The 26,059-nt window shown below is 55.2% G+C and carries 38 protein-coding genes and 1 tRNA gene; 11 read left to right on the plus strand and 28 right to left on the minus strand.

All coding sequences use genetic code 11. The features are described from left to right. Nucleotides 1-5 precede the first annotated feature (5 nt). The 17 genes from CLV87_RS03270 to CLV87_RS03350 all read right to left on the minus strand — a co-directional run bounded on the left by CLV87_RS03270 (nt 6) and on the right by CLV87_RS03350 (nt 12,473). Nucleotides 6-512, minus strand: coding sequence for a phage major tail tube protein (locus tag CLV87_RS03270; protein ID WP_099243463.1), 507 nt, complete (start codon nt 510-512; stop codon nt 6-8). Further along, nucleotides 512-1,693, minus strand: a complete 1,182-nt coding sequence (locus tag CLV87_RS03275; protein ID WP_099243462.1) for a phage tail sheath C-terminal domain-containing protein — start codon at nt 1,691-1,693, stop codon at nt 512-514. The genes CLV87_RS03270 and CLV87_RS03275 overlap by 1 nt, the downstream gene beginning before the upstream one ends. Before the next feature lie 110 nt (nt 1,694-1,803). After that, the gene (locus tag CLV87_RS03280) at nt 1,804-2,463 is read right to left on the minus strand and encodes a hypothetical protein (RefSeq protein WP_133840678.1); all 660 of its coding nucleotides are present in this window, start codon (nt 2,461-2,463) and stop codon (nt 1,804-1,806) included. A gap of 223 nt (nt 2,464-2,686) precedes the next feature. Then, entirely contained in the window at nt 2,687-3,052 is a 366-nt protein-coding gene (locus CLV87_RS03285; protein WP_099243460.1) for a hypothetical protein, read from the minus strand. 12 nt (nt 3,053-3,064) lie between these two features. Beyond that, nucleotides 3,065-3,736, minus strand: a complete 672-nt coding sequence (locus tag CLV87_RS03290) for a hypothetical protein (RefSeq protein WP_099243459.1) — start codon at nt 3,734-3,736, stop codon at nt 3,065-3,067. A 15-nt stretch (nt 3,737-3,751) separates the two neighbouring features. Next, entirely contained in the window at nt 3,752-4,276 is a 525-nt protein-coding gene (locus tag CLV87_RS03295; protein ID WP_099243458.1) for a phage tail-collar fiber domain-containing protein, read from the minus strand. Next, nucleotides 4,273-4,926: a phage tail protein I gene (locus tag CLV87_RS03300; RefSeq protein ID WP_099243457.1), complete on the minus strand. Its 654-nt coding sequence runs from the start codon at nt 4,924-4,926 to the stop codon at nt 4,273-4,275. The genes CLV87_RS03295 and CLV87_RS03300 overlap by 4 nt, the downstream gene beginning before the upstream one ends. After that, complete coding sequence (locus tag CLV87_RS03305) at nt 4,919-5,821, minus strand: baseplate assembly protein (RefSeq protein WP_099243456.1); 903 nt, start codon at nt 5,819-5,821, stop codon at nt 4,919-4,921. Before CLV87_RS03305 ends, CLV87_RS03300 begins: the two co-directional genes overlap by 8 nt. After that, nucleotides 5,818-6,234: a GPW/gp25 family protein gene (locus CLV87_RS03310; protein WP_235871820.1), complete on the minus strand. Its 417-nt coding sequence runs from the start codon at nt 6,232-6,234 to the stop codon at nt 5,818-5,820. The genes CLV87_RS03305 and CLV87_RS03310 overlap by 4 nt, the downstream gene beginning before the upstream one ends. Further along, nucleotides 6,206-6,613 (minus strand): phage baseplate assembly protein V, encoded by a 408-nt coding sequence (locus CLV87_RS03315; protein ID WP_166652652.1) that lies wholly within the window; start codon nt 6,611-6,613, stop codon nt 6,206-6,208. Before CLV87_RS03315 ends, CLV87_RS03310 begins: the two co-directional genes overlap by 29 nt. Next, nucleotides 6,606-7,133, minus strand: a complete 528-nt coding sequence (locus CLV87_RS03320) for a hypothetical protein (RefSeq protein ID WP_099243453.1) — start codon at nt 7,131-7,133, stop codon at nt 6,606-6,608. Before CLV87_RS03320 ends, CLV87_RS03315 begins: the two co-directional genes overlap by 8 nt. Continuing rightward, nucleotides 7,126-7,665: a phage tail protein gene (locus tag CLV87_RS03325; RefSeq protein WP_099243452.1), complete on the minus strand. Its 540-nt coding sequence runs from the start codon at nt 7,663-7,665 to the stop codon at nt 7,126-7,128. Before CLV87_RS03325 ends, CLV87_RS03320 begins: the two co-directional genes overlap by 8 nt. Beyond that, nucleotides 7,652-7,987 carry a head-tail joining protein gene (locus tag CLV87_RS03330; RefSeq protein WP_099243451.1) on the minus strand — a complete coding sequence of 112 codons (336 nt, stop codon included), beginning with the start codon at nt 7,985-7,987 and terminating at the stop codon, nt 7,652-7,654. Before CLV87_RS03330 ends, CLV87_RS03325 begins: the two co-directional genes overlap by 14 nt. A gap of 5 nt (nt 7,988-7,992) precedes the next feature. Further along, nucleotides 7,993-8,280 (minus strand): hypothetical protein, encoded by a 288-nt coding sequence (locus tag CLV87_RS03335; protein ID WP_099243450.1) that lies wholly within the window; start codon nt 8,278-8,280, stop codon nt 7,993-7,995. Between the two features lie 56 nt (nt 8,281-8,336). Beyond that, nucleotides 8,337-10,343: a phage major capsid protein gene (locus CLV87_RS03340; RefSeq protein ID WP_235871821.1), complete on the minus strand. Its 2,007-nt coding sequence runs from the start codon at nt 10,341-10,343 to the stop codon at nt 8,337-8,339. Beyond that, on the minus strand, nt 10,315-11,937 hold the full coding sequence (locus tag CLV87_RS03345) for a phage portal protein (RefSeq protein ID WP_099243448.1): 1,623 nt from the start codon (nt 11,935-11,937) through the stop codon (nt 10,315-10,317). The genes CLV87_RS03340 and CLV87_RS03345 overlap by 29 nt, the downstream gene beginning before the upstream one ends. After that, entirely contained in the window at nt 11,937-12,473 is a 537-nt protein-coding gene (locus tag CLV87_RS03350; protein ID WP_235871823.1) for a hypothetical protein, read from the minus strand. Before CLV87_RS03350 ends, CLV87_RS03345 begins: the two co-directional genes overlap by 1 nt. A gap of 142 nt (nt 12,474-12,615) precedes the next feature. Between CLV87_RS03350 and CLV87_RS03355 the strand changes: the two genes are divergently transcribed. Then, entirely contained in the window at nt 12,616-13,269 is a 654-nt protein-coding gene (locus CLV87_RS03355; protein ID WP_099243447.1) for a polymorphic toxin-type HINT domain-containing protein, read from the plus strand. On the opposite strand, the gene CLV87_RS03360 is transcribed toward CLV87_RS03355, so the two are convergent. Both CLV87_RS03360 and CLV87_RS03365 read right to left on the minus strand, forming a co-directional pair. Further along, nucleotides 13,243-15,162, minus strand: a complete 1,920-nt coding sequence (locus CLV87_RS03360) for a phage terminase large subunit family protein (RefSeq protein WP_099243446.1) — start codon at nt 15,160-15,162, stop codon at nt 13,243-13,245. The two genes, CLV87_RS03355 and CLV87_RS03360, sit on opposite strands and share 27 nt — an antisense overlap. Then, nucleotides 15,162-15,659, minus strand: coding sequence for a hypothetical protein (locus CLV87_RS03365; protein ID WP_133840679.1), 498 nt, complete (start codon nt 15,657-15,659; stop codon nt 15,162-15,164). The genes CLV87_RS03360 and CLV87_RS03365 overlap by 1 nt, the downstream gene beginning before the upstream one ends. A 138-nt stretch (nt 15,660-15,797) precedes the next feature. On the opposite strand from CLV87_RS03365, the gene CLV87_RS03370 reads away from it, so the two are divergent. Then, nucleotides 15,798-15,980: a hypothetical protein gene (locus tag CLV87_RS03370; RefSeq protein WP_133840680.1), complete on the plus strand. Its 183-nt coding sequence runs from the start codon at nt 15,798-15,800 to the stop codon at nt 15,978-15,980. Between the two features lie 29 nt (nt 15,981-16,009). On the opposite strand, the gene CLV87_RS03375 is transcribed toward CLV87_RS03370, so the two are convergent. From CLV87_RS03375 to CLV87_RS03410, 8 genes are all read right to left on the minus strand, one after another. Then, the gene (locus tag CLV87_RS03375) at nt 16,010-16,222 is read right to left on the minus strand and encodes a hypothetical protein (protein WP_099243443.1); all 213 of its coding nucleotides are present in this window, start codon (nt 16,220-16,222) and stop codon (nt 16,010-16,012) included. 174 nt (nt 16,223-16,396) lie between these two features. Next, nucleotides 16,397-17,452, minus strand: coding sequence for a peptidoglycan recognition protein family protein (locus tag CLV87_RS03380; protein WP_235871825.1), 1,056 nt, complete (start codon nt 17,450-17,452; stop codon nt 16,397-16,399). Continuing rightward, a complete protein-coding gene (locus tag CLV87_RS03385; protein WP_099243441.1) occupies nt 17,445-17,852 on the minus strand; it encodes a Mor transcription activator family protein in 408 nt (135 codons plus the stop codon). Before CLV87_RS03385 ends, CLV87_RS03380 begins: the two co-directional genes overlap by 8 nt. Further along, the gene (locus CLV87_RS03390; protein ID WP_099243440.1) at nt 17,842-18,465 is read right to left on the minus strand and encodes an MT-A70 family methyltransferase; all 624 of its coding nucleotides are present in this window, start codon (nt 18,463-18,465) and stop codon (nt 17,842-17,844) included. The genes CLV87_RS03385 and CLV87_RS03390 overlap by 11 nt, the downstream gene beginning before the upstream one ends. Further along, the gene (locus CLV87_RS03395; RefSeq protein ID WP_099243439.1) at nt 18,462-18,854 is read right to left on the minus strand and encodes a DUF1064 domain-containing protein; all 393 of its coding nucleotides are present in this window, start codon (nt 18,852-18,854) and stop codon (nt 18,462-18,464) included. Before CLV87_RS03395 ends, CLV87_RS03390 begins: the two co-directional genes overlap by 4 nt. Continuing rightward, nucleotides 18,854-19,117 (minus strand): DUF2312 domain-containing protein, encoded by a 264-nt coding sequence (locus CLV87_RS03400; protein WP_099243438.1) that lies wholly within the window; start codon nt 19,115-19,117, stop codon nt 18,854-18,856. The genes CLV87_RS03395 and CLV87_RS03400 overlap by 1 nt, the downstream gene beginning before the upstream one ends. Then, entirely contained in the window at nt 19,114-19,392 is a 279-nt protein-coding gene (locus CLV87_RS03405; protein WP_099244819.1) for a hypothetical protein, read from the minus strand. The genes CLV87_RS03400 and CLV87_RS03405 overlap by 4 nt, the downstream gene beginning before the upstream one ends. Further along, nucleotides 19,389-20,279 carry a helix-turn-helix domain-containing protein gene (locus CLV87_RS03410; RefSeq protein ID WP_141561252.1) on the minus strand — a complete coding sequence of 297 codons (891 nt, stop codon included), beginning with the start codon at nt 20,277-20,279 and terminating at the stop codon, nt 19,389-19,391. Before CLV87_RS03410 ends, CLV87_RS03405 begins: the two co-directional genes overlap by 4 nt. A 239-nt stretch (nt 20,280-20,518) precedes the next feature. On the opposite strand from CLV87_RS03410, the gene CLV87_RS23770 reads away from it, so the two are divergent. After that, nucleotides 20,519-20,668 (plus strand): hypothetical protein, encoded by a 150-nt coding sequence (locus tag CLV87_RS23770; RefSeq protein WP_166652653.1) that lies wholly within the window; start codon nt 20,519-20,521, stop codon nt 20,666-20,668. 130 nt (nt 20,669-20,798) lie between these two features. Here the strand turns inward: CLV87_RS23770 and CLV87_RS03415 are convergent, their stop codons facing one another. After that, nucleotides 20,799-21,092 (minus strand): hypothetical protein, encoded by a 294-nt coding sequence (locus CLV87_RS03415; protein ID WP_133840681.1) that lies wholly within the window; start codon nt 21,090-21,092, stop codon nt 20,799-20,801. Between the two features lie 137 nt (nt 21,093-21,229). Here CLV87_RS03415 and CLV87_RS03420 point away from each other — a divergent pair, with 137 nt between their 5' ends. The 8 genes from CLV87_RS03420 to CLV87_RS03450 all read left to right on the plus strand — a co-directional run bounded on the left by CLV87_RS03420 (nt 21,230) and on the right by CLV87_RS03450 (nt 26,053). After that, nucleotides 21,230-21,541 carry a helix-turn-helix domain-containing protein gene (locus CLV87_RS03420; protein WP_099243435.1) on the plus strand — a complete coding sequence of 104 codons (312 nt, stop codon included), beginning with the start codon at nt 21,230-21,232 and terminating at the stop codon, nt 21,539-21,541. Between the two features lie 208 nt (nt 21,542-21,749). Next, nucleotides 21,750-22,373, plus strand: coding sequence for a helix-turn-helix transcriptional regulator (locus CLV87_RS03425; RefSeq protein WP_099243434.1), 624 nt, complete (start codon nt 21,750-21,752; stop codon nt 22,371-22,373). 48 nt (nt 22,374-22,421) lie between these two features. Then, nucleotides 22,422-23,024: an acyl-homoserine-lactone synthase gene (locus CLV87_RS03430; RefSeq protein ID WP_099243433.1), complete on the plus strand. Its 603-nt coding sequence runs from the start codon at nt 22,422-22,424 to the stop codon at nt 23,022-23,024. A 637-nt stretch (nt 23,025-23,661) separates the two neighbouring features. After that, nucleotides 23,662-23,952, plus strand: coding sequence for a hypothetical protein (locus CLV87_RS03435; RefSeq protein WP_099243431.1), 291 nt, complete (start codon nt 23,662-23,664; stop codon nt 23,950-23,952). After that, nucleotides 23,949-24,638, plus strand: coding sequence for a hypothetical protein (locus CLV87_RS03440; protein WP_099243430.1), 690 nt, complete (start codon nt 23,949-23,951; stop codon nt 24,636-24,638). Before CLV87_RS03435 ends, CLV87_RS03440 begins: the two co-directional genes overlap by 4 nt. Further along, nucleotides 24,635-24,799 (plus strand): hypothetical protein, encoded by a 165-nt coding sequence (locus tag CLV87_RS23775; protein ID WP_166652654.1) that lies wholly within the window; start codon nt 24,635-24,637, stop codon nt 24,797-24,799. The genes CLV87_RS03440 and CLV87_RS23775 overlap by 4 nt, the downstream gene beginning before the upstream one ends. Next, nucleotides 24,796-25,869 (plus strand): tyrosine-type recombinase/integrase, encoded by a 1,074-nt coding sequence (locus tag CLV87_RS03445; RefSeq protein ID WP_166652655.1) that lies wholly within the window; start codon nt 24,796-24,798, stop codon nt 25,867-25,869. Before CLV87_RS23775 ends, CLV87_RS03445 begins: the two co-directional genes overlap by 4 nt. 110 nt (nt 25,870-25,979) lie before the next feature. Further along, nucleotides 25,980-26,053 (plus strand) — tRNA-Cys (locus CLV87_RS03450). Nucleotides 26,054-26,059: the final 6 nt, after the last annotated feature.

Consider the following 26,059-nt stretch of genomic DNA (forward strand, 5'->3'; position numbering starts at 1 on the left):
CCTCCTTACAGGCCAATATTGGCGCGATGCTCTGCGAGCTGATCAACGCCATTGATGATCCGCACCATGTTCACCGCATCGATTTCGCTGATGGTGCGTTGCCCATGGGTTTCACGATAGTAATTGAGGCTGAGCGTGATGGTCAGAGAAGGCCGCGCGCCAGATCCCCAGGTGCCACGGGCAACAGAGGTCAGCTTGCCCCGCATGAAGTGCGCAACCGGCGTTTTCGTACCGTCTGGGCTCTCCAAAGACCCTTTGGCCGTCATGCGCACAGTAGACCCGTCTTTGACGCCCCATAGGGCCAAAACATCCGCGTCATAAGATGTCAGGACAAAGGAACATGTGAGCTTTTCCATGCCCATGTCGATGTCGATCGGGATATCCATGCCGCCGCCCCGAAATTCTTCGGTGGAGACGGTCAAATCTGGCGGGCTGTACTCGTCGATTTTGCCCGCATAGCCGCGACCATCGACAATAAGGTTCAGATATTTGAGGATGTCTTCAGCGGCCATCAGTTAAAAACCTCTTCGATGTAATCGTTCACCAGATGGGAACGGAAAGTGACGTGTTCAGCGGGGTAAACCGCGGTGAAATCGAAGTTGAAGAACACCTTGCCAAGCTGCACATTCGCGGGCGTGTTCAGATCCGGGTCGGCCCAGCATTTGCCGCCGAGAATGGCCCCCATGGCGACAAGGCCGCTCAGGTAGTCGTTCACCCCTTCTTCAACATCCTCGATATAGGTGCGGGTGATACCGCGATCGACGGCCCACAGATGCGCGCGCAAGAGCGAGTCATTGATGATGTCGGCAGTGCGACGCACACAAAGGAAGTGCCACTTGCTATCCGCTGTGAGGCTGCGATTGCCCCAGGTGCGATAGCCGTTTTGCTGAATGGTGGTGCCGATCTTGCTTTCATTCAGCAAGTTCGCCCGACAATTGGCATCACCCAGCTTGAAATCAACAGGTCGGGTGGTGCCCATGATCCCATTGATAAGTTGGTTTGACAGCGAAGCCCAAAAGCCGATTTCATTGTCAACACGGGCCTGAATACCGGCAAGACGCGCCGAGGGTGGAACGTCGATAATGTCGGACCCACTCAACACCTTGTGCCAAGGGTCACTCACATAAACCCGGCTGGAGCCGAAATCACTGGCGAATTGCAACGCGTCCGCATCGTTTGTGTTCGGACCATCGGCAAAATGCACCGCGCGCAAGCGGTCACAGATACCCAGAAGCTCAGCAACAACAGGGTTTGCAAGGTTGCTGGGCCGCTGATGGGTAAAGCCTGGCGCGATGATGATGCGAGGTGACGCCCCAACGATGCTTTCGGCCCCCAAAAGCGCATGCACCCCTTCATAATTCCCGGTTCCGGCATGCGCACCGCCGATCACATTGGCAAGCTGGGTGGTAGTGTCGTTGTCTTCTGCAACGCGAACAACCACGACCGCAGCCCCGGCCTGATCGAAAATGCCACCCATCGCCGCGGGCAGTGTGCCCTTACGGTCGCCCGTGGTGTCGAGCTTCGCGGCCTTGGCGCGAGATCCGGCCACCATAACCGGGGTATTGAGCGGGAAGATATCGGCGTCTGCGTCCGGCGCAGTACCAACAACACCAATCACAGACGATTTGACTGTCTGAATTGGGCGGGGGCCTGCATCGATTTCAATGACCTCGACGCCGTGAAGAAATGCCATGTGAGCCTCGCTTGCGGATGATGTTCTTTGACGCATCATTCCACTTGCCTTTGGCCTATTCCTCTGGCGGTTCCCCCACGGGCAGGTCTGTTAGATCATCTCTGGTCAATTCACGGTTTCAAATCGAAACTTGATATATCGAGCCCACCTGCTTCTTTAAACTCAAGGCGAGATATCTTTGGCTGGCCGGTACTCTCTTCGTTCAAGCCAACCAACATGCAAACTTTATTTTCCTCTAGAACTATTAAATGTTCCTGCAATAAATTTGTCATTAACCTAGTCCAGTAAAAGACGTCAGAAAAGTCCTGTGGATTTGCTACCGGCCCTTTAAAGATATTTTTGACGGATCCTCGATGCAGAATGCTACCAGCGAGGTTCCACAACTCGTAAATTTGGGCCTGAGTAATACAATCTTCATTATTTATCTGAATTTTAAACCGCCCATTTGGACGGTGCACCCTTACTGCCTGAGGAAAAAACGAGCCTCTGAGTTCTTTTAGTTTCTCCAAGATAAACCTGGGTTTATATGATTTTTCGACCTTTGCTCCATACTCAATATCACCATGAGCGACTAAGCATCCTAGAGATATCAGTTCGCAAAGCATCCGCAATTGGAGAAAGCAGTTCTCACGCACAATCGCAGGGGGCAACTCGGACTTAGCTGCATACGAAAGGTTGATTGCATGCAACCGAAACCTAGCCTCAGACATCAAAGCTAGGTAACCTTTTGCCTGGCCTTCTTCCGTTTTAAAATCATCCTTTCCCAGCATTCCCAGCTCCCAACCCACGACTGAGAGTAACGAATAGCACAGGGGCTGGGGAAAAACACTGTTCATCGTTTCACCCACATCGAACAGGTGCCGTGGTGAATTAGACTCACGATTTCAAAAGGCTTCAAATCGCTGAACGCAAATCGAGCGACGCAAACTATCATGCAATTATCAATGCGGCCCGCGCCCTAAGAGAACGCGAGCGCTCACATTTCGGTTCTTCCTACGCCTCTTGCAAAGCGCTGGACACGGCGGTCGCGCGCTGCTCGATTTCGGCCAATACGGCGTCGGTCCCTTTGACTTCAAAGGGCAATACCACCTCGCCGCTTGCCACTTTGGCAAGAAAGTCGGCTGATAGCGTGGCGAAAGGCTCGGTGGCGGCCCGCACCTCTGCCAGACTGTTTGCCGTTGATAGCTGCGCTGCCATTTGCGCCAACCCGAAAAAGGTGAGCGCCACGGCGTCTGATGTTGTCCCAAGCAAGCTTGCAACGTCGCCAGCATCGCGGGCAATGGATTGGCGAATTTGCGAGCGCTTCGCTTCGGCCTCTAGGGCCGCGTGCTGCTCTAAGGTGATTTGGGCTTCTGACATGTTACAGGCTCCTTAAACGTTGTAGACCGACACGCCATTCACGGCGATTTGTGCATTACCGCCATGGGTCAGGACCGGCTGGGGCGCACCGGTGCCGGAATGTGTGGTATTCTCGAAGCGGATGAATAACCGCTTGTTCCACCCCCCATCGACGCCATCAACGATCGGCACTTCAACCGCCGCGACTGTTGAGCCCCATGAGCCGAACAGATCCGGCACCAAGGCCAATTCTGCGAGGCGATTGTCAATGTCAGAGCTTGTGGTCCCGGCAGTTGCGAGAACCGCGCGGAACCATGTTCGGGACCAGTTGGTAGAATAAGGCGGCTCTTCAAACCCGCCATCACTGAAGGAGTATTGGCGCGACAAGTGCAAGATCGCAGTAGCGCTTTCCTGCGCGCTGATGACTGCATCACTATGCAGCGGATCGATTTCGATCCACTCTGTACGCAAGTTGTTTGCTGGATCCGCCGCGGCTGCCAAGCTGACCTTGGTATGAATGACGGACGGGTCATGGTGAAGCGTCGCGGCCTTGATGATGCCGTCGCGCGCGCCCGAGATAAACGCGTTAACCTCGGCTTCCTTAGCGGAGATACGTGCATCGGCATCGTCCCAAAACCCCCCGGCACGTTGCGCCACCAGGTTGAGGGCATCCGCCGCGTTGTTCAAATTCTGCATCGGGTCCATGTTGGATATCCTCCGTTAAGCCGCGACTTCGATATCGCGAAATTTCTTGGCTTGCTTAAGCAACAGCTCCGTTTGGATTGCGTCCGTTGTCAGCTTCAGCACGGCATGATCGATGTAGTCATCAAGCGGCGCATCAATCATGATCAGGCCGCTTTCGACGGCCCGAAAATCTAGCGCGTGCTGAATGAGGTATTCATGGGGGCCAGTGCCGCGCCCATTGCCCACATCCGTACCGGCCCATAACGCGATGAGGTCGCCATCTTCGTCAAAAAAACCCATCTCGCGCACTGTGATTTCGGTGGAGCCAGACGGAAAAACAGCCTTCACATACCAAGCGTTATCACCGACCGGGTAGTGGCGTTCGATTTCGGTGCGAAGGCGCTCTCGACGCAAGCCTGTTTGGGTGGCTTCTGGGGCATAGGGCACGCCTGCCGCATCACCCAAAGCAATAAATTTGATCTTCACCTTATTGGCGGTGCCCGCCGCGTCGCGGATCTTGCGAAGGCCCAGATTGGTATAGATATCGACCCCATCAGTCATGCGGCATCTCCCAGAGAAAATGTATGGTTTTGACGGCTGATCGCCCGTTGCACACTGTTCGCGCGCACATTGATCGTCGTTTGGTGAACGTCACTTGGCACCGCAGGCGTTGCGACCCTGCAATTCTTCACCCGCTGGCAAGACGCCACACCCGTTTCGATGGTGCCGCCCTTCTTTTCACCGATCCGCAACGTGAAATGCGAGCGTTCCGGCTTCACATTGACCAGAATAAGGGTCACCAGATGAAACAGCTCGGGATTGATACCAAAGCCCGCCTCGAAAACATCATCACCAAAGGCGTCAATTCGGAAAGTGTGAGGCTCTCCCCCGGTTTCAAACCATTCGGTAAGATCCGTGCGAAACCCGATACCGGCCAGCGCTTTACGTACCGCCCCAACCGTTCCCTTGCGGCGGTGAATTTTGATCGCATCAATCACAACTTGGCGGCGCTGCTGTTCAGACCAGGACGCATCCCAGACCTCAACCGAAAACGCCCAGGCGAGATAGGGTAGCAAATGAACAGGGCAAATCTCTGCATCCCAAAGCGCGGCCACCGGATCGGCCATGCCTTGCAAGCGGCTGGAAAGCTGTTCTAGGTCATATTCCACCTTTCGCGCATTTGGCGGCAACAATGTGGGCAAGTCAGACATCGCGCCCCCCAACTTCTACGGTGGGTGGTTCACAAAAGGCGGCTTCGGACGTTGCCACCACGATATCCGCAATCGGGCTGGTGAGCGTGACTTTTTGGACGCCAGGTTGATGCAAGGCCGCGTGCAGCCCGGATATCGTGATGTCGTGGCCTAGGCGGTGATGCTCTGACACATAGGCGGTAACAGCAGCCAAGGCGGCTTGCCGCACAACCTCAGCATCCGGCCCCTCGTATAAGGTGAGCAAGGCCGACACCTCGTAAGGAATAATCGTTGCGGCCTGAACAGTGACTTGATCGGTCAGCGGGCGCACATCTTCATCGTTGAGCTGCGCGGTGACTGCATCAAGAACGTCGGAGGTGGGCAATCCATCGCCCTCACTCCCCAGAACTGTCACAAGCACTTGCCCCGGCGCTGGGGATTCCACCCCGATATCTTTAACCAGTGCCGACGCTGAAAGCCCCCAAAACACATAGGAACCGCGCGGGCCCGCCGTGGTGAACCCCTCAAGGGCGAGTTGAACGCGCAAACGCAAGCGCGCGTCATTTTCTGTCAGCTCGGGTACGGGCGGAATGACTGAGTTGTCGGCCTGCTGGACGATTTGGCGAGTGACGCCATAAAACGCCGCCAGGTGATCAAGCTGCGCACCTGTGGCGAAGGCCAGCATATTGCCGCGCGCCGCGTCATCAAATTCAACGCGCAATAGCATTTCCCGATAGGCCCAAGCCTCAAGAATTTTGGTAATCGGTTCGCTTTCGAGCGAAAGAATAGGCTCAAGCCCGGGTTCCCGACCGATCAACCATGCTTTGAGCTCGGCCAGAATGCCTTCAAAATCCTTGCGCTCGATCACTTCCGGCGCTGGCAGTTTTTCAAGATTAATCGCAGTAAAAGCGCTCATGTGATCTCAACCCCGTCGAGGTTGATTTCCCTGCCATCTGGCAAGTACCGCCCAATCAAGTCAATGACCACATGACCAGGCTCATAGGAAACGAGGTTGATTTGCTCCACATAAATGCGCGGCTCCCAAATCATCAAAGCTTCGGCGGTCGCGGCAATGATCGCGAGGCGCGTCGCTGATGTGTAAGGGGCGTCGATCAACTCGAAAAGTCGCGACCCGTAGTCACGACGCATCACCCGCGACCCGATCGGGGTCGTCAGAATATCGCGGATAGATTGGCGGAGATGGTCAAGCCCGCCCAGCTTCCGGCCTGTAGATGCGTCAATGCCATACATGTCGCCAGAGTGGCGCAGGTGGCCTTCGGCTTCCTCTGGCGGTTTCCCACTACTTCGGCTTCCCGGTATCACTTGCACCAGGCGTTACATCCTTGTGGACGTGTTCAACCAAGCTGATATCGCTGGCAACAACATCACCCTGCCCCTGAACCGTGCCCTGAAACGTAAAATCGCCATGAAAGTTCTGCCCCGGAGCCCCACCAATAAACGGGCCGGGATAGACAATTCCTTGCGTTGTGTCGCCGCCTGGGGAAAGCACCAAAACCTGATCACCTTCATTTTGCGGTATCCAGAATTTTTGTTCGTTAGACCCCAACTGTGCCAGCTTTAGCCAAGCGCTTTCCGCGCCGTCTGCCCACATAACTTTGACCCGATCACCTTGGCGGCGCGAAACGGTGGCAACACGCACCATGCGCTCGATCGCCTGCATGATTTGAGAAAGTGCGAACTCAGACATGTTGCGCCTCGTAATCGGCCTCATGATCCACGCCTATTTGCGGAGTCCAAGAGGTCAAAACCTGGGTCGGCGTCACCCCGTCATCGACGAAATAGCTTTCCCCGATATCGGCAGAATGCACCCATTCAACCATCCAGACTTCATAGCTGTTAGCGACGGGCGAAAATTCATCCGGCTCAACAGCTAGGATCTGCGCCGCGCCCCATCCAACCCCCAATCGCGCGCTATGAATAAAGGCTGAAAGAGCACCCGCCGCCCTAACGACTTCGCGCCGAACTTGGGGGGTGCGATGCCCCATCACAATACGCGCCTCAAGGTGGATAAGGCATGGAAATTGTCCGGTATGAGCATCGCTATCAAGATCCGGTTCCAACTCAGTCATCTGAACAATTATAGCCGGAATTTGCAGCTCTTTGCGGTCCTGATCCTCGGCAGCCACCGTTTTGAAGGTTGGAAACTGGGCTTTCAACGTTTCAACCACTGTGTTGAGGGCCTCGCCCAGGTCAATTTCTTCAGGCATTGCCAACCCCCAGAATTGTTCTGGCCCGAATTTCGGACACGAAATGCTTCATGAAGATGGAATCGACATCCACGAAAACATTGTCTTCGAGATAGATCATCATGCGATCTGAAACGGGCATCAAAGCCTCGCCAATTTGCCACCGCTTGGAGCCGTGACGCACCATGACCCGGCGCTTGCCACCCATCTTGGCGAAAAACGCCCCGTGGATCATCGTTTCCCCGTATTTCACCCCACCTGCCACCTCTTGCGGGCGGCCTTTGAACGCGGAAACTGGCAAGTCATTGGCCCCATACCAGAGCTTGATCGAGTTGCTACCTTTGCCGACGCGGTACTCTTTGATCCTGCGCCGCAACGCCGAGGCGTTTCGCAAACCTAGCTCGGTTTTGAGCCCTGCTGATGATAAGCGCCGCAATGTGCCGGCGGTGCGCTTAAGTGAGCGCCCCCGCGCCAGGTCAACTTGCTTGGGTGTGGCCGAAAATTCATCCGCCACTTGTTCAAGTTCTCGGTCATCAAAATCAAAGGCCAGCATCGTGGATCACATTCGGCGTCGCGAGGTGCAGAACGGCCAGCCCCGTTCCGTCCAGCTCTGGCGCGCGCATTAAATCAAAGGCCTTGCCCTCGATCGTGACGACATCCTTGGCGTGAACCAAGGACACTTCCACCTCGGCACAAACAAAACGAGGGTTCGGATGCTCCAATTCGAACTCGCCAAGGCTGGCAACGTCAGTTGGATCGTCAAAAATGCCAAAGACCTCTGCGACAGCTTCAGCTCCACGAGTGATAATTGCCTTAGTCGCAAACTCATCTGGATCAAAGAAGTCGGAGAGGTCTTCCCAATCAGGGTGGGGCATGGGCCTTACTCGGCTTCGGCCTTCTCGATCGCTTCGACCAATTGCGCCTTGGTCAAGTTATCCGAGACATCAAGATTCCAATACTCTGCCTCTTCGAGAAGCTCGGCCTTGGTCATCTTGGAAAGAGGCTTGTCGTCATCATCCGCAGCATTCAGCTTGGCGCGTTCGCGGCGAAGCAAATCCTTTGCGACCGCCTCATCCACCGCAACAGTTTCACCCGGAGTGATGATTTGCCCATCAACAACTACAGCGGCAGTAATTGTGATGCTGATTGTTTTTGACTTATCGACCATGTTCTTTCTCCGAAAAAAGGGAAGGAAGGGGCTGCCCCGCCCCTATTCTTGTCGCGTTACACAGAACGTCCCAGGCAGAAGCTTTCTTTGCGGCGCAGAGCGACATCAAAATCCTGATGTAGAACGATGCGGCGGGTGCCTGAGAGTGATTTGGTATAGGGATCAACCAGGATATCCAGCGCGCCCCACAGGCCGATCAGCACGTCCTTGAGGTTGCCAAAAAGAACATCACCATTTGCAAACTGGTTGGTAATTTCGGTTTTGGAACCGTTCACGGTATTGCCGTTTTCCCAGACAGGTTGCCCATTGGACCCAGCAAACTTTTCAGTCGATTTGCAGTGACCGCGGAACTTGGCGTTGCCGACGTAACGCACCGAGCTGGTCAATGCGTTGTCCAGCGCCACTTCGGTTTCCATTTCAATAATTTCACCATAGGTCGGTTGCTGGCCCGCGAATGGGACGGCATTGATTCCTGTTGTGTTCAGCACACCCAACGGATTGTTACCCACGCCGTCGCCATAGAAACCATAGTGATCAACACCCAGTGCAAGATCTGTGGCCAGGCTGGACCGGAATTGCAATTCAACATCCATAGACGATTGCTGCAACATGCGGCGCGTAACGCTACCAAAAACACCAATGGTGGTCGGCGACATTTTGATAAGCCCAGTGTCCATGCTGCCTTCGCCAACATCTTCATCTTCGCCAACGATAAAGACGTTGCCACTGCCGGTTTGCCCCGGCATGTCGAGATTGCCAACGAGCCCGCCCATAGGGGTGCCCAAGGAAAGCAACGTCGCACGATTGCGCAACATCTCGATAAAGGATTGAGAGGCAAGCGTTGTATCCACCAAGAATCCGCCAGTGTCACCAGGGTTTGCGCCAGATGTCGATGTGTTCAAGGCACGGGTGAGCACGTCAACGGGTACGGTGATCCCGTCAGAAGAGCGCCCCATTGACTGCTGCGCAGCTTCCGACGCCTCGCGCTCAAAAGCTGCTTCTTCCTGTGCAGAGCGGCTTTCCGGGTGCAAGAGCGCACGGGCCGCACGAATAAAACTGAAACGGCGCACCTCGGACTCGGTCATCCCGATTTCACCGGCATTATCGTCTAGGGGCTCGTTTCCACCCCCATCGCCACCATTGACGTGATCCAGCAATGTGCGGGTGAACTCATCAACGCTGGTGCCGTTGCGGATCGCCTCGGCGGCCAATTGCTGTGCAGAATACTGCTCGCCCATTTCCAGCAAGCTTGCGGTGCGTTGTTGTTCGGCCTGTGTGCCGCGTGTAACCAAAGCTTGTGTATCCGCCGCGCGCTCAAGAACTTCGACAACTTCCACAATGTTCCCGTCGTCATCAACCTTGGCCCGGACAAGGTCGCCGTTTGCATTGCGGAGAATTTTGGTGTGCATTTCGCCCGGTCCTTCTGGTTCGGTGGCAGTTGTTTGCAGGTCATTATTGGGGGTTAGGGAACCGGGTTCCTCTGGCGGTTCCCCCACCGCTCGCCCCACCCCTACGGTCGGATCGGCAGGAACACTCACCAACGAGATTTCATAGGGCTCCCATTCAGTTACGGTCACCTTGTCGCGCTGGCCTTCCCGCTCTTCGGTTTTGATCGCGCGAACAAAGTAACCAACGGACACATGTCGAATGATACCCGCCGCAACATCGAGCCAAATTTCTTCAGCCTTTGCAGATCGCCCAAACCGCAGAACCGCGCGCCCTACCCGGTCAGGATCGATGGTCGCAGAATCCACCACACCGATATGGATATCAGCGTCATGGTTCCAAAGAACAGCCGCGCCATTTTGCAGCCGCGTCTGAACCATTGCCCCGGGCGAATGATCGAGAATTTCGTCACCAAACCAGCGCGATACAGGCTCTTCAGAACTGAAAGCAACCTCAACCGTGCGCGCTTCTTCGTCCACATTGCGCACCGCAGCATGACGCTGCAATGGCGATGCGCCGCGATTGGCATTGATTTGCTCGACGGTTAGCGCGCGGGTCAGACCAAAGCCGACCCAAGACGCGGCAAGGCTATTCTTCTTCAGGATCATCTTTGTCATTGTCGCTCTCCTCAGATTGGTCTTTTTCGGGTTTGGGTTGCGCAGGCGCTGAAGGCTGCACGCCTAAAACGGCGGCCATAATGAAAGCTTCGGGCATCCCGGCGGCTTGCATTGCTTTGATGTCGGCTGCGTATGTGCGCCAGGTCGTGTCTGGATCATCGCCTTTTCGACGGATGATCTCGGACGGCGATGTCAGGAGGTTGTTTTTGGCGTCAATTTCGGCCCGAATATCCTTGCTCGGATCTACCCAGGCCCATCGACGCCCCTGCCAATAGACATTGCGATAACGCTCAATACGCTCCGGGCGTAGCCGAATGCCACCATGCGCGATGAGCCCCATCAAAAGCGCAGGAGCCAAGGCCGATTGGTAGCAACGATCGATCAATGTTTCGATCAACCATTCCTGCAAATCCATCCAATGGTCGCGCTCATCCAAAACACCTTGCCGGATTGAGCTGAAATTCACACCTTCCAGATCGTTTGCAAAGCTGACATAGGCGACGCCCATGCCCGCACCCGCACCGCGCAACATGGCCTTGTGAAACGGCCCAAACTCACCAGCCGGGTAATGCGAGTTGAATTCCTTGACCTGGGCACCGGCGGGCAACTCTTGGAACACGCCCCCTTCAGGCTCGATATAGAGCTCTTCATCTTCAAGCTCTTCATCCGCTTCGGGGCCTTCTCCGTCTTTCCATTCGATGAACCCGCCAACGGCAGCGCCCGCCCGAGCACTGGTCAACGCAGCCTTTTCAAAGCCGCCCAACATATGCAGTCGCCAAAGCGATGTCGCAGCCCATGGGATACCCCGGCGCTGACCCTCGATCTCATCCAAGAAACCATGAATGATTTCAGCGGCAGGCACACGCTTAAGGCTGGAACCATTGAAGGTATAACCCGAATGCGCCGGATCGCCGGTCATGAAATAGAAAGCCAGAGGGCGGCCTTCGCGGCTGTATTCAATCCCCTGCCGAACAAAGCGACCATTCGGCATGCGATCTATGTTGTAATCGACAGGGCAACGTTGCGGGTCCAAAGTTTGCAGCGCATACCCCATCGGCCCCGCCTTCGCACCTTTGATTTCGCGGAACATGAATTCACCGTCTTTTGCGGCGGTGCGAACAGCGCTCTTGCACATCCGGCGGAAACTGCGTCGCCCGGTGATGTCGCAGTTTTCGGCGCGCTGCCACTTCTTCCACCATGCTTCCAGCGCTTCATTGGCAGGCCGGTCAAGGCTCCCGTCGCTCAATCGGGTTTGTGCCTGAAGCGAAAACCCACGGTGCCCCACCATGTTTTGTTCACACAGGCGCAGATAGCTTTTCATGTAGTCATTCTTGAGCGCCTCTTCGCGAGACCGCGCCACAAGAACACGTTGATTGCGATCGATCACCTGATCGGCGCTTAAGGGTGTTGTTGACCAATTCGCGGTTAGACGGTCAGAGATTGCCGCATCAAAGGAACGCTGACCGACCACGCCGCTTTGCCGGTTGCCGCGTCGGCGGATTTTTGGGATGGGGCTTTCGCGCTCTTCGACCTCTACAACGGGTTCGACACGCTGGGCCGGTTCCGACTGATTGCGTTTTCCAAGGCCAAACATTAGCGACTAAACCCCACTTTGACTTTGCGCCGCAGGAGTTTGCCAGGTCCGCCCGCCTTTTGACGTGCAAACTCTTTCTTGTACCGGTCCCGCAGCAAAAGCAGATCCGCAATGGCGGTACGGACCAAGGCGCGCCCGTTGATCGTGTAGCTTTGCTGATCTTTGCTCGCCCGCCCTTCAATCACAGCCTCAATAGCGTCCAGGACTTTTTGCGCATGGCCGCGCGCATCGTGACCAGGCTCCAAGCCCACCAAGTCGGGTGTAATCTTCACCTGCCCGGCTTCAACCTCATGGACATCGCCCCCGGAAACCGCCCGAATTGAGGCGGCATAATCTCCTGCGTTCCAGCCCTGGGTGTCACTTGCCGAAACTGCGAACTGGTGAGCCGTTCCGATTGCAATTGAAACCAAATCAATCGCAGAAGGCCCCCGCAAAATGGCGTGCAATTCCCATTCCGGCGCGAGAAATTCGTGTGAAATCACCTCACATTTCAGGTTAAGACCTGCTGTGATCGACGTCGGAAAAAAGTTCAACACGACTTGCCTCATTATTGCGCACTTAGACAATGAGGCATCGAAAGTGGTCAGTCCTCCGGCGGTTTCCCACCGCCAGATTGATTTGACTCGCTTAAAAGGCGGTGTCCGTCTAAGCTGAAACTATTAAATAAAGGGTGTGGAAATGGACGATTTTCAGAAGAAACAATACGAGCAACGCAAAATTGATGAGCGGTTGGCCGATAGCGGCATGACGAACGGAAGCAACCAATCGTTAATTACTCAAAAACAAGAAGAACATAGAAGAAAACAAGAAGAACTAAATGGCGGAGGGTGTTTTGCAGTCGGCACTAAGATTTCTACTCTTGATGGCTTTGTTCCAATCGAAGAAGTCTCCGAGAGTAGTTCGGTCCTCAGTCTTTCGAAATCTGGAGAAACAAATATTAGCAGAGTTTTCGAGGTTCGACGTTACAGACCAGCTCGAATTTGGAAAATTTGCCTGACAGGGCATTCCCAAGAGCTGAGAGCAACTTGGGGTCACCCATTCTTAACATCTAGAGGAGTTGTACGCACGCGTTTTCTAAGACGCGGAGACCACCTTTTTAAATTAAATGAATCCAACCAAATAGTTAGGACTTGCGTTGCATCTGTAGAGGCTACGAAGGAACGAGAGGTCGTTTACAATCTTATTGTTGACGACGATCTCTCCTACTTTGCAGGCGGCGTCGCAGTCAATTCCTTTAGTTTTGCAGGCAAGCTTCGCTTAGCATGCTTAAAGTTTCGTCGATACAGAGGCTTAGCTACACCGACACTACCGCGCTTTGATGTTCGACCCTAAGCCGCGGCCACGGGGGCGGCGAGCCCTTCGCCGCCTAGTCTTGCTAGGCTTTTTCGAAACTTCCATTGTCGGTTCCCCCACCTTTTCAGACGCGTCGCGAGTTTCAGGGGCCGGTTTCAACCGTCTCATGCGTAGCGGGATATTGGGGTCGAGGATTTTGAGCGCCGCATAAGCATAGACACGGCAGTCGAGCGCTTCGTTTCGATCTCTGGTTTTCTTCCATTCCCGAACCGGAAAGCCTTTCACGAAACGGGTAACCAGTCGCTCGGCGGTAAGTTGCTGGAACCATTCAGGATCGCGCTCGATGTCTACATGGCAATAGCCTGGGCCGGGTTTCTCCTGAAGGAAGCGACGCAACACAACAAGCTTGGCGTCATTGACACCAAGGGTGAATAGAGTAACCGGACGCCCTCTCTTGCCGCTTCGCGATTTAGACGGAGCCGAGGCAATCGGTTTATCCCAACCTTTCCCACCTTTGATCGCAAAGATATTGCGCCGCTGCTTACCGCGTAACTGCTCATATGCGGCCTGGGTCAAACCACCTGAACCACCGGTATCAACGCAGGTCGCGGCGATGCGCATCTTCGCACCGGTTTCATGTTCGAAAGTTTGATCGAGGTACTCGAACAGTTGCGCCCAGACTTCCGGTTTGAGAGGATCACCCCAAAATACTTGCGTATCCAGACTCCAACTTTCTTCACCCAGCCCCCAGCCGACCCGTTCAAGTTCGAGCCGGTCTTCCTGCATATCAACGCCGCAAGTCTGCAAGGCGACGCCCGCGGGGATCTTCGCCGGCATGGGCTTAGCCCTCGCCATCAACGCATCAGCTTCGACCTTCTCGGCTTCTTCCTCCCAGGCTTCGGCCAGCGTGACGTTCACAAATGTCTGAATGTCATTGGCCGCCTTCTTGTCCAGGAATGATCGGACAATTTTTTGAAGCTCAACAAAGCAGGAGTAGAGCCCGCTAAGATGAAAACTGGCATGACCTCGAAACGGCTTCTTTGCTTTCCATCCATGGCCCAGTCGCTCCGCATTTCGAATGGCATAATACCGATCGGTATCAGACCAAACGCAGCCATCCGTTCGACACTCATAGTAAGCAGTTTCGGGCAGGTGGTTTCCGTCGGCATCCTTGTCCCATTTGACGTTTGACCATTCGAGCGTTTGTACGCCACCGCAATGGGGACATGCGACGTGGAATTGCCTCTGATCGCCTTGCTCATAGGCATGATCGATCCAAGATATCTTCTTTACAGTTGGCGTTGAAATCTCAATCAGCTTGCGCTGATCGCCAAATGTGTTTGCCCGCTCCCAAAGAAGGCCGACTGGGTGACCCTCGGCGGTTCGGTCATAGCCATCTGTTTCGTCACAGACGATAAACGGCGCAGATCGACCGCGCTGAGTTTTCGGGGACCCGGACCAAGCGAACATCAACCACCCGCCCGGATAGGATTTCATCCGCGTGTTGTTGACACCTTTCCTTGCCCGCGGCGTGGCGATGGTGGCCTCTAACTCGCTATTGGCCTCGACCAGGGGATTGAACTTGGTTGTGAGCCATGTTTGCAGATCCCCTTCTGACGGCTGCATCATGAGCTGCGAAACCGGATCTTCTGTGATCCGATAAGCCTGGGCACACAGGGCAAGTTGCGTTTTGCCAACCTGCGCACCCCACTTAAGCGTGATGCGTTCACATGTCGGGTCGATGGTTAGATCCAGTGGCTCGCGCTGATACGGGGCATTATCGAAACTGATAAGGCCAGGAATGGCGTTGCCGATCGGAATGTGAACCGATTGCTCGGCCCATTCCGAAGGCTTCAATTCGGGAGGTGGTGCCAAGCCCCGCAGAACCGCCGTGGCTACTTTGAAGGCGGCTGCGCCATAGGGCCACGACATCAGGAAACCCCCACCAAATCGTTAGGGTCAGTTTCCGACAACCGCCGCAATGAAAGAGAGATTTCGTCTTTCGCGATTGCCTTTATGGCAGACTCTTTCCGCTCGGATTTTGCGCGCGACGCGATCCGAGTTGGGACATTCCGCAAAAGGTTGGCCCGGATTTCCGAAACGACCACCCCAAGCGCTTCGCGCATTTCGTCTGCGTCCACCAGATCGCCGCGCATCTTTGCCGCTTCCATCTCGGCGATCTCTGCTTCTGCCACTGTCTTGCGGACCCGCGCTTCATTCAGAGCGTTCTTACTCTCACCTTGCGGGGCCTGAACCTTGGTTTGCAGGTAGCCGATATACCCTTGAACTGCCTCAGTTATTTTGTATTTCCCGCGAGCCGATTTGGGAATAACGCCCTCTTCTGCGAGCTGCTGGACCCGCCGCGGTGTCAGCTTCAACAGGCGTGCAATTTCTTCCACCCCGCAGGTTGGTTCTGATGCCCCGCCCAATCAAATCACCCAGCCAATTCGCCAAGGCAGCCCGCCGCCAAAACGAAACGAAATGGCTTTTCCAGCCCACGCACAAGTTTCTTTTTGCGACGTTGGACACCCACTAGGCTTACCCCGCCAGGAAGGACCCGCTCATTCATGCGCCAGCCTTTCATCGCGCCCGCAACCATCCTTGCGGCCCAGACCATCACCGATCAACGCAGCGACGGGGCGGCAGGCGATGCGCGGGTTTTCATCGGCAAGATGTTTGGCGAACTTGTCTGCCGCTTCTCGGGTGAAATGGCACGAGCCGTTACCGCGCGCATAGAAGTTCACATGTAACGTGCGTGTTTGCTTCGCCTCTTTTGGCATCATCGACCGGCCCTCACCTGCGCACGCAACACCGCATAGTCAGCGATCATCATGGCCAGCACGCTATTGGGCGGCAGGGCTTCAAGCTCATCAGCCGCCCGCGCCTGCACCTCTGGCGAATATTCTTTTACCGGTGGCAAAGCGTTAGAAACGCCCTGCGCGCATCCGCTCAACAATAGAGCTGCGATCGGTAGCAACAGACGCGCCTGCATCCTGCATCCTCCTGATTGATTTGAGTGTTTCAACGGAACGCTTGGCCCGTTCGGCCTTCCGTCCCCTGCTTTGCTTGACCTCGCCCCATGCGGACACGCCAGCAAGCCCAGCAAGGAAGAGCATCAGGTATCGCCCCCATGTCGAGCGAGACAGTGCCATGGCAAGACGTTCGATCATCGTGCCAAACTCCGCCCCTCGCGTGCGTCGCGTAGACGGCGCTTGCGTTGCGATCCAGACAGAGCGCGCAAAGCGAGCCATGCGACCACACAGCCACCACTGAACACCAATGCGGGCCAATACTGGACAACTGTCGCTGACAATGTGCCAAGCAAACCTGACGCCGCCTCGACTGTTTCGGACGCCTTTTGCGCTTGCTTCGCTATCCCCGCAACGCCACCGACGCCGATTATGTCGCCGACCACCGCAACCATACGCGCATCCTTGGCCGTTCCGCTTTCCGCGTCGATTTCAGCTTGCGAGATCGCACGCATTGGGCGCGGCTTGGCTTCGCCCAGCGCGCGCCAGGTCATGGCTCCGGCGATAGCATCGGTTGCCAAGCCGTTGTCTGCCTGAAAGGCCAACAGGGCCGCGCGGGTCAAAGGGCCAAAATCACCGTCCATTCGCCCGCTGAAATAACCCAGCGCGGCCATATCGGTTTGCAGCTCGGCCACAGCAACGCCCTGATCACCAAAACGCAAAGTTGGTCGATTGGTTGCGATAACCGGTTTGCTTCCCAGCACAGCATTGACCCGGCTGCGCAGATAGTCACCAACCGGGCGCGCGCCACGCAATTCAGGTTTCCATGGCAAACGGGTCATGTCCCACTTGCCCTTTTGTTTCACCCCAAGCGTTGGCTCGACCTCAGCATGGGTCAACACGGTTTCAGGCGTGACCGGGATTCCGTATTCCAGACATAGGCTGGCAATCATCTGACAGAAGGCGTGGAACTGCGGTTCATTGATCGGAGATGGACCAGCGTCAAAGGGGGTTTCCTTGGCATTGTGCATTCCGCACATGGCCACCCCGATAGACCCGGTATTAAGGCGCAGGGTATGCGCTGCATAATCCCCATCCCCGGTGGTGATGTTGTCCTCGATCGCCTCGGTTCCGCGCACATGCGTACCGTCATATTCTGTCAAGCGATGATAGTGCTGTTTGTCACTGGCTGAGGCACGACCGCGCCCCGCTGTCCAATGGGCGATAATGCGCCTCATGTGTGCGTTAGCCATATGCGGCCTCCCTCTCTGATTTTCTGGCGTGGGCAATGATTTCGCGAATTTGGTATTTCGACATCTCGTAGACATCGGCGATTTCGCTGACGGGGACACCTTCGGCATGCGCCCGCGCGATCTGCTTATTTCGATGCGCCCTTTCCATGCCCTTCAGTGTCGAAGGCTGAAGGATCATCCCTGAGAAGGCGTAGCAAATCTTGTTCGCATCTTCCCAGCCCAGCATCGAAACCAGCTCGTGATCCATCGGCAGGCTCTTCGGGATGTAGATACAGGCCCGCCATTTGCGCGAACCGGATCGGGGAAGCTGACGAATGAAATCGAGCGCTTTTTCGCGGCCAATAACATCGGCAATTTCCTGAACAGATTCCGGCAGCTTGGTGGACGGCTTAGGCGGCATCAAATTTCTCCACCTCGTTTCCCCATACGGCCCAGCCGTTCCGTTTCTGGCGCGAAAACAGCTCGATGCGCTTGGCGTCAGGCATCAGTTTTTCAGCCGCTTGAAAGGCCTCATCCGGCTTTCTGCTATGCTCTCGCGCAATCGCTTCGATCGTGATCGAGCTGGCGGGAACTTCAGCGGGGCAACAATCCGAATAGCTTGCCGTTGTGGAACGAACACCGCGCGTGGTCTTCGGTGCGCCACGGGTTCCAATCAAAATCGGCTCATTGGATGATCGGTAGATATAGCCGGTTCCAAAGGCATCCTTGCCATGCTTGGTGCGTTTCACCCATGTGCCGGCGGTTTTGAAGGTAAAGCCCCAGGCATCCATGACGCCCAGCGCTTCGGGAAGCAGTGGATTGGTTGCCCATAGCCATAACAGGCAATCCTGAGCTGCAAGCGCCTGAACTGGCATGGCCTTGATGTCATCGAGCGACATGGTGTCGTAATGGGCCTGGGGGGCCTTGGCCTCACCCTTTTCGGAAAACATGGTGTAGTGCCAAGCCGGGTCGGCCATGATCAGATTGAACCCGCCAAAGGGGCGCATGGCGTTGAACTGCTTCAACAGGCTCATGTGCAGACCACCGAAATTCCCTGAGCGGCGAGAATGGCGCGCTTCAGCTTAAACACCTCGGTTTCATGGCCCTTTTTGTCTTCGATAACGGTGATGCCCAGGTCGTGATCAACATAGACGAAATCGGCCCGGTATACGCGTTGCCGCTTGCCACCGTCTGTCATGATAGGGCCATCGCGACCAATCAGGGGGAAATCCACTTGGCGGCGTAAACCACTGATCTTCCCGGCGCGCTGCAACAGCTCCAATTGCTGCCAACGCGTCGCCTCGGCCTGACTGTCAAAGCTCTCATTGCCAATGGTCACACGTTGTGCGCCGCGCACACGCGGTTGCCCTTTGGGCTTGGCCTGCATCTCGTGCAGTTGCGCGGCGCTGATACGTTCCACCATTAGGCCATGCCCAGCGCGGCTTTGTACATTTCCATCACCGCTTCTTCTTCGGCGATGTCGTCAGCGTCGCGCTTGCGCAGGGCGACGACCTTGCGAATGACCTTGGTGTCATATCCGCGCCCCTTGGCTTCGGCCATGACTTCCTTGATCTGTTCGCCAACCTTTTTCTTTTCTTCCTCAAGGCGCTCGATCCGCTCGATGAACTGTTTCAGCTCACCCGCTGCAATGCCGTAGCTTTCACCCGTTTCGGTTTGATCGCTCATGACTGACGTTCCTGATGTGATTGGAGTTGCTGGACCGCGAATTTCAGCGCGCGGGCAATGTCGCCCGCCACTGGATCGGTCTGGGCCAAACCGATCTGAACCTGATACGCCGCTTGAATTTCCTCGACGCTGTGAAACCGAACCCGGCGCTGAACTGGCAAAATGGGGCCAGGGCGTGGGGCGCGAATAACGCAGTCGCCAAGGGTGAGATCGACGGTCACAACCGCTTCGCCAAACACTGTGCCGTGGGTGGCTGGGTCTGCGTGGGCGCTCATCTCATCACCCCCGCCGCTTTGCATTCCGCCTCGGTGATCAAACCAAGTTCGATCATTTCACGGGCCGAGGTGGCCGAGACATGCGCAACCACCCATGGTTGGCATTCTTTGATCGCTTTGGCTCTTTGGCGAAGAATGAGGTCACGATCCACTTTTTGACCGGAAACGTCGTGCCCTTCCCAGCGCTTTGCCTTCACCCAGTTTTCGGAATAGGCGATGTACTGGCGTGCGTTGCCCTTCTGCTCTTCGGCATAGGCCTTGGCCGCGGCTAGGATCTGGTTTGGGTCTGCCCCCTCGCCCAGCGCCTCGCGAAGTGCCGCCTCGGTCAGATCGCGTTTCCCGGCCCGGGGATAAGCCGCCGTGAACTTTTCAAAGAAATCAGAGAAAACGAAATCTTGTGTGTGGCCACGGGACACACAAGGTTCCTTTACTGGTTCTTTTACAGGGTTAGTGTCCGAATTCCGGACACGGGATTGCCGATTTTTCGGACACGGGATTGCCGATTTTCCGGACACGGCTCCCGTGTCCGAATTCTGGACATGGCTAAGCGATTTGTTCCCGTTTTGAACTTCTATAATCCGTGTCCGAAAATCAGACACGGCATGTTCAACCTCCGGCGGATTGTCAAAATCAATTGCCAACACATAGAAGGTCGGCATCTGTTTTTGGGTCTTTGGATTGACCCTCTGTACACGGATGATCAATCCGCCGCCCTCTAGGTCTTTGAGGTGCTGATTGACGGTGGATCGGGACATGTTGCAATCATGGGCAAGCAGCGCCTGCTCCGGGTCCACACGTAACGTGTCCTTGTTGTGCCGGTCAGCAAGCATGACCAAAACGCGCCATGGTGCCGGTTTTAATTGACGTTGTTCAAGCGCCCAATTCACCGCTCGATGGCTCATAATTGGCCTCCCTCAAAACTTGCTGAAGGTGGCGGACATGTGTCCGCCTTAAATCGCTGCCGCGATCGCCCATGGTGATCCCGCACCGACCAAACGGGGGAACCGCCAGAGGAAAGCCCGCGCGAATCCACTGAGGTTGGGCTCAATGAAAACGCGCGGGACGCGTGAGGGGTTTCCCGACCCGCCACACTCACCATTCCGCCCCAAATCAAGGAAAGAGCGGAATGAATACCGTCAAAGAGCTGAGGCTCTTCTTTAAACTGTTGTCTGAAAATCAACGCTTTGCGCGGTTTACGATGCGCGCTGTCTTGTTCGCGCTCTGGCTTTGGCTTGCCATCCAGACCATAGCGTTGATCGAGCTTTTGGTGGCGTGATGAAGTCATGTGTCAGACTCCACACCACGCATTTTTCTGAGAAACTGGAATGCTTCAGCCCTTTTGTGGCTGGGCATCCTGCCCCACAGCTCAATAATAGCTATGTCTTGGGGTGTCAGCTTTGCGCCGATCATCCCTCTGCCTCTCGGGTTTCTGTCGATTGGTCACAACGACATTCAGGAAGGGTGACGCCTTCTTCTTTTGCTTTCACTAGGAGAAACGCGTGGATTTTGGCGGCAGTTCCAACATGGATTTCTCGGTTGTCACCCGAAAGAAATTTCTTGATCGAGTTGGTCGGCAGTTTTGCCAGACGCGCCGCCGTGCCAGGCTTTAAATTCAACTTAGCTAGAGCGGAATCCAGCCAAACTCGAAACTGGTCCGCATCCGGCTGAAATTCAAAGGGGACGGTTGGGGCTGCGCTCAATTTCACCTCCAAGGTGTTTTTTCACCCTTTAGGGTTATACTAATACTAAAGGGGTTGTCCACCTAACTTTTAGGTATCTTTAAAATCACCTTAAAAGGTGAAATACTGACCCCGAGAATAATCAGGCAGAATGCACTATGGATATTTGGGAACGCCGCAGAAGGAACCTGAAGGCAATTATGGCCTTCAAGGGGTACACCGCGAAAAAAGTCGCGGATGAGGGTAACATTGGCGTGAACACGGTTGGTAAATTCCTGCGGGGGGACACCCACAGCATGAAGCACGAAACACTTGATATTGTCTGTAGTGTCCTAAGTATCTCGAACCTGGCAATCCTTGATTCCGAAAACCCGCTCAGCGAAACCAAAGACCGCCTCTACGCTATGGTTGCGGAAATGTCTGACGACCGCGCTCAACGGGCGCTAGAGCTCTTGGAAGAGCTAGAATAAACCTCTTCCTCAAGACGCTTTAGGAACTTCAGGGCCGTCTCTTCGTCCATCTCTTTAATCTTTTCAACAAGCCGCAATTTCGGGCTCTCAATCTGTGACATCTCAAAACACTTTCCTGACGCCTTTCAGCATCAGTACACCCCCAGAGGTTGCATGTCCACCACTTGCGGAATAGTATCACCCTATAAGGTTATTTCGAGGTGACATTATGCTATTTCTTGAGGGCGCACCCGAACCGTTGGGGAACATTGCTGACAAGGGTTTCGCGATTGGGGTCGGGAACTTTTTGACAGGCGAGATCGAAGTTGCGTCAAACTACGCCAACGATTGGCAACAGCTTTACAATGAAAAGAATTGGGCGTTCGTCGACCCTGTTATCCGAATGGGTCTGCAAGGCTCGGACATCCAGCCATGGCAATTAGGCCCCGATCACAGCGAATTCACTACCGCTGCGAACGATTTCGGACTTCAAAGCGGCTGGGTGGCTTCTAGTTTCATCGGTGGCAGCAGATGCATAGCAGGTCTGTCAGCCACAAACACCTCCAACGCCACTCATGCAAAGGAAATTCTGGGGCTGGTTCGCAAGTATCACCTTCAACAGCTTGTAAATAAGGCTCGATCATTGAGTGCTGGACAATTGGATCTGGTGAATCTGTTTGCGATGGGCCTTAGAACTAAAGAAGTTGCGGCAACCTTTGGGGTGTCAATTGATGCAATCAAACAGCGCAAGCTTACCATCCAACGCCACATAGGCGTTACCAATTTCTTGGTTGTGGTCAACGTTTGCACCCGTGTTGACGTGGAAAATCACCTTATAAACCACGGGCATTAATTCAAGTTTCCCGCGATTATCCTCCCAGTTGTACAATTGGAGGGGTCGATGGAAACTGCAATCATCACTTGGAAGACAATTCACGAACATGGCGACCTTTGGTGGCAACATCATTGCCTAAGAAAGGCGCTGTTTGTTGACGAAATGAAATGGCAAATCCCCCACACCGATCAGGTGGAGTGGGACCAGTACGACACAGGCGCAACTACCTACGTTGTTAGTCACCAAAACGGTCGCGCTCTTGCAGCGTCACGCTTAATCCCTTGCAGCTTCAACTCCTGTGACTGGTCGTACATGATCCGAGATGCATCGCTGGGCAAGCTACCAGGCATTCCAACCGAAATTTGCGACAGCCCACCCACAGACAGCGATACCTTGGAAGCCACCCGCTTCACCGTCGATCCGCTACTAGCACCGGAAGAAAGAAACGCCGTCCTTACCCACAACGCCTTAGCACTGGCGAGTCACGCAAGGGCCACGGGAGTTCAAAGGCTCATTGCCCTCATGCCGCCCGCATACATTCGCTGGCTAACGGGAATTGGCCTCCCCTCCCGACGGTACGGGCCAACTTTGCGCACTCCCGAGGGAAACAGGATTTGCGCGATTGAAATGCCGATCTCCTACGCAACCATAGCAAAGCAAAGTGCATAACCTTTAGGGTTGCTATTCACCTTTTGGGGTGATAAATATCACATTAGTGTTTGTCACTTACAAGGCACCCCATGCACAACTCAGCCCACACGCCACAAAGCGAAGATTGCCAATGCGATGACAGCCAAGAAAACTGTCAGGCCCGGGTTGCTGTAGAGGGTGGCGACCATAATCCGAATTTCCTTCAGAGATTTCATTCCGTCTTCTTTCGTCTTCAAAGGCGGGATGATCGGGCGGTTGGTGCTGGTTACACCGCCGCCCACCCCGCGGGTGAGTTATGCGAGCATGATTCCCCGCGGGCGCTTTTTTTTCCTCTGGCGGTTCCCCCGTGTGGTTCAGATGGGCAACCCATGCTCCAATCACCCACCTCTACGAACCAATGCGATCGCAAGAAGAAGAGCCATAACAAAGAACTGGGTTTGCTGTGGCGTATTTTGGGCAAGTTCAAAAGCGAGCCGAAGCTCGCGCACAAATTCTGCAACGTTCATGGGGTGAATTGTCCTTTTGACATGAGCGGAGCAGATCGGGCGGTTGGTGCTGGACACACCGTCGCCCACCCCGCGGGTGAATTGTGTCCGCATGATTCCCCGCGGGCGCTTTTATTTCCTCTGGCGGTTTCACCATATGGGTGGACGCTATGAGCGCAGCCCTGAACCTCTCCGTGATCCGCGACGCGGTTGGGCTGATCGAGGCAGTATCGGTAGATGGGCAGCTATTGGCGCTCAAGAACCTCGCCCAGAACAATGGCGGCCGCTGGGATCTGCCCAGCGTATGGCCCGGGCCGGACGGCCAGCCGTTCTATTCCCCGCTTCTCTCATCGATCGAGGTCGCTGGCGTCTATGCCATGGCCGAGGCGGTGGAAGAGCTGCCGCAAAACTGGCTCCGCGCCGCCCGAAACATCCTGAACGCAGCCGAGACCGCCACATGACCCTACGCGTTCTAATAGGCTGCGAGACCTCTGGTATCGCGCGGCGGGCATTTGATGCTCTTGGGGCCGATGTTTGGTCTTGCGACATTCTACCTGCCGAGGATCGCAGCAATCGGCACATCCAGTGCGACATCCGTGATGGCATCCTTAATGAGGGCTGGGACCTGTTATGCGTCATGCACCCGCCCTGCACACGCCTGTGCCGGTCAGGTCGCCGCTGGATGAGCGGACCGGGCAAATGGACACCGCCCAAGAAATTGCCGCAGGGGCGCACCTGGGACGAAATGAAAGCTGAGTTTGAGCTTGGCGTCAGCATCTTCACCGCATGTTGGCAGGCTCCGATCAAGCGCCGTGCGCTGGAAAATCCGGTAATGAATGATCTGGCCAAGGACCGCATGCCAAAGGACCTGCCCGCTCCGCAAATAGTTCAACCGCATTGGTTCGGCGCACCGGCCTACAAGGCAACTGGCTGGTACTTGGACGGCTTGCCCGAGCTGACGCCAACCAACAGCCTGACCGAACCCGAGCGCGGCAGCGACGAATGGAAGAAGTGGAACAAGATCCACCGCATGCCACGCGGCCCGGAACGCGCGCGCCTGCGCAGCCGCTCTTTCCCCGAAATGATGAACGCCGCCGCCGCGCAGTGGCTTGACCATGCGCAGGCTGATCAAAGGAGGGCCGCGTGATGGGGGCACCAAGAATTTCAGCAGCCATCATCAAAGAAGCAGTTGCCCAGGTCGAAGAAACCGGGGTGACTGTCAAAATCGAAACCAAGAGAACGGTGGTTACTATTTCGCCGCCCGAAACATTGAAGCCTGTAAACCCAGCGGATTTGATAGACCCATGACCAAAGGCAAGGATCTTCCCTCCTACATTCACCGTCGCAAACGAGACGGCGTTTTATTGTTTCGTAAGCGCGTCGCAGGCAAGATTATCGAGGTCCGGCTCGAAACTCAGTTTCCCGAGGGTACCCCGGTTCCCTTCGCCTTGCATCAAGAACGCGAGCGACTGATTGCGCAGCCAGAACCGGTAGCAATCGGAAAAGACATGGCCTCAGTTCTGAAGCAATATAAATCTCTACCAAAATTCGGAGACCTCGCCCCGCGGACACGCTCGGACTATGACAAGCATCTCCAGTATTTTGCTGACAAGCTGGGCACACTCTCGCCAAAGCAAATCGAACGGTACCATGTGATCGCGTGGCGCGACGCCTGGGCTAAGCAACACAGCCCGCACTTTGCGAACTACCGCGCTCGCGTCTTATCGATCGTACTTGAACACGCAAAAGACATGGGCCTGTTGAAAAAAACCGACGAAAACCCCGCCAAGGGATTGAAGGCGCTCAAATATGAGAAGCAAGAGCGTCAGGAGTGGCCCGCCGAGAAGGTCGAGGGTTTTCGCAAAGCCTTTGGTTATGGCACTCGTGAACGGACGTGTTTCGAGCTGTGCCTTGGTACAGGTCAACGGATTGGCGATGTTCTCAAGATGCAGTGGTCTCACATTCGCGGTGCTTCCATTGCCGTTAAACAGAGCAAAACAGGCAAGCGGCTCGAAATACCTATGACAGAGCACTTGCGCGCAGCTCTTGCCGCTGCTGACCGGAACAAAGAGTCGCTGTTTATTCTGCCCAAAGACATGTCGAAAACCAAAACTCCCGGCCCTTGGGCATATCGAAGTGCCGCTCAGGCGATGCGCAAGGCGAGAGAGGCCGTTGGGGCGCAGGCGTACGATCTGCATTCGCTCCGTTACACTGCCGGGGTTGAGCTCTTGCTTGCTGGTTGCTCCGACGATCAAATTGGAAGCATCACCGGCCAAAGCCTAGAAATGGTTCGCCACTACACCAAAAGCGTGCGTCAACGGGCTAGGGCCGAAGAAGCTCAAAGAAAACGCGAAAACGTCACATGGAAGAGAACATGAACAGAACAGGAATGTGTGGCAAAGTGTGTGGCAGAACTCAAAATCACTCTTGCAGCCATTTTGGGGCGCTGCTAGAAGCCGTTGAACCACAGGGCATTAAGCCAGTCGGCGGCGAGTTGGCGGAGTGGTGACGCAGCGGATTGCAAATCCGTGTACACCGGTTCGATTCCGGTACTCGCCTCCATTTATT

Origin of the sequence: Pelagimonas phthalicica, from assembly GCF_004364805.1 — a bacterium.
GTDB classification, from domain to species: domain Bacteria; phylum Pseudomonadota; class Alphaproteobacteria; order Rhodobacterales; family Rhodobacteraceae; genus Pelagimonas; species Pelagimonas phthalicica.